This is a genomic window from Thermodesulfovibrionia bacterium (assembly GCA_030646035.1).
Classification (GTDB): Bacteria; Nitrospirota; Thermodesulfovibrionia; order UBA6902; family UBA6902; genus JACQZG01.
In genome coordinates this window covers 1-1494 of record JAUSMY010000014.1, presented here as the reverse complement: position 1 = coordinate 1494, position 1494 = coordinate 1, and the positions used below count along the sequence as shown (strand labels likewise).

The 1494-nt window shown below is 48.7% G+C and carries 3 protein-coding genes; all 3 read left to right on the top strand.

Annotated elements, in window-relative coordinates:
* Positions 1–466 (top strand): GNAT family N-acetyltransferase (locus tag Q7U10_02235; GenBank protein ID MDO8281438.1); only part of this gene is annotated, 466 nt, incomplete at its 5' end.
* A gap of 131 nt (positions 467–597) precedes the next feature.
* Positions 598–1101: a hypothetical protein gene (locus Q7U10_02230; protein MDO8281437.1), complete on the top strand. Its 504-nt coding sequence runs from the start codon at positions 598–600 to the stop codon at positions 1099–1101.
* Positions 1094–1348 (top strand): hypothetical protein, encoded by a 255-nt coding sequence (locus tag Q7U10_02225; protein ID MDO8281436.1) that lies wholly within the window; start codon positions 1094–1096, stop codon positions 1346–1348. The genes Q7U10_02230 and Q7U10_02225 overlap by 8 nt, the downstream gene beginning before the upstream one ends.
* Positions 1349–1494 lie beyond the last annotated feature (146 nt).

Genomic DNA, 1494 nt, shown 5'->3' with positions numbered 1-1494 from the left:
TTTTTACCGATTCTACCAGAACACCTATCAGGTACGAGGCCAGCACGGCTACCTGACGCTCGATTTCTTTCGCCAACTCGGCGCCACCATGCCCGACAACATTCTCATGATTGTCGCCACCCGCGACGGCCGCCGCATCGCCGCCGCGCTCAGCCTGCGCGACAACACCAAACTCTACGGCCGCTACTGGGGCAGCCTGCAGGAATTCCAGTTTCTCCACTTCGAAACCTGCTACTACCAAGGTATTGAATACTGCATCGAGCACGGACTGCAAAGCTTCGACTCCGGCGCCCAGGGCGAGCACAAAATCCAGCGTGGATTTGAACCGATCATCACGCATTCCAATCACTGGATTGCGGATGCGCAGTTTGATGCGGCGATTGGGGATTTCTTGAAGAGGGAGCGGGAGTATGTGGAGCAGTATCGGGGGGAGGCGGAGGGGTTGTTGCCGTTTAGGGTCGGGTAGGGATGAATAAAACCAAATACCCATTGTAACCATTAGAGTTTGACGTATAGACTCCCGTCATAATGCTAAGCATGTACATGCACGCTAGGGCGCTACAGCACAAAACTATCGATACCTAATGGCAACATCGTATGAGTAAAATCTCAGGTCCGGTAGACATTTACAAAGAGCTTGTTGAGGATGTTCCTGAAAATGAGGAGTGGCTACTAGGTTTAGTAGCCTTCGGAGTAATAGAAGAACAAAAGATTGAGTGGATGAAGCACCACCGCGATCACCACGGAAGTTTACCCACTGATGAACAGATCCAGAGTTGGTACCAACAGCAACCGTCCGGGGTTTTGCTACGAGCGAAAGATACGGCTCAAGCAAGACTCACGAGTTACGCTCAAGATGCAATCACTACATACATGTCTGATTTCGAAAAAGAAACTGTAGAGGGGATAGTCGTACAGGAAATAAGAGAGATTAAGAAATTTTGGCCACAGTTTGGTGTCAATCTGGTCGGAGGGTTTGCAAGTTCATTACTTTTTGCTGCCCTTGTTACTTTAATAGCATTCTTTGTTTTAAACGATGCTTCTCCGGTAGAGCTCGGTGCTCAACTGAAAATCAATAATGAGGAAATTAGTAATGACTAAGAAGACTGAGGTAACTGGTAAAAAAGCAGCGTCCGCTGCCTCCAAAGTATTGGCGAGTCCGAGCTCAAGTAAGGCGGCAAAGTCTGCTGCAGGATCAGCTCTATCACAAACAAAAGCGCCTCCTAAAACTACATCTAGCAAAGCGGCATCCGCTGCATCAGAAACCCTGCGAAGCAGTGGGTCAAGTAAGTCTGCTAAAACATCGGCGGGTTCCGCGCTTACGCAAAAGTCAGGAAGAAAGAAATAGATTAGTCTTAAGGGCACCTCCGGAAATCGGAAAATTTCTCTCACCGATTTTCGGTATGCGCGGTTTCCTGCGTTAAATCCTGAGTTTTTTCACCAGCTCATCAAAAAGCCCTGATTTTCAGACCTTTCAGTGCCTCTACTGGCGCT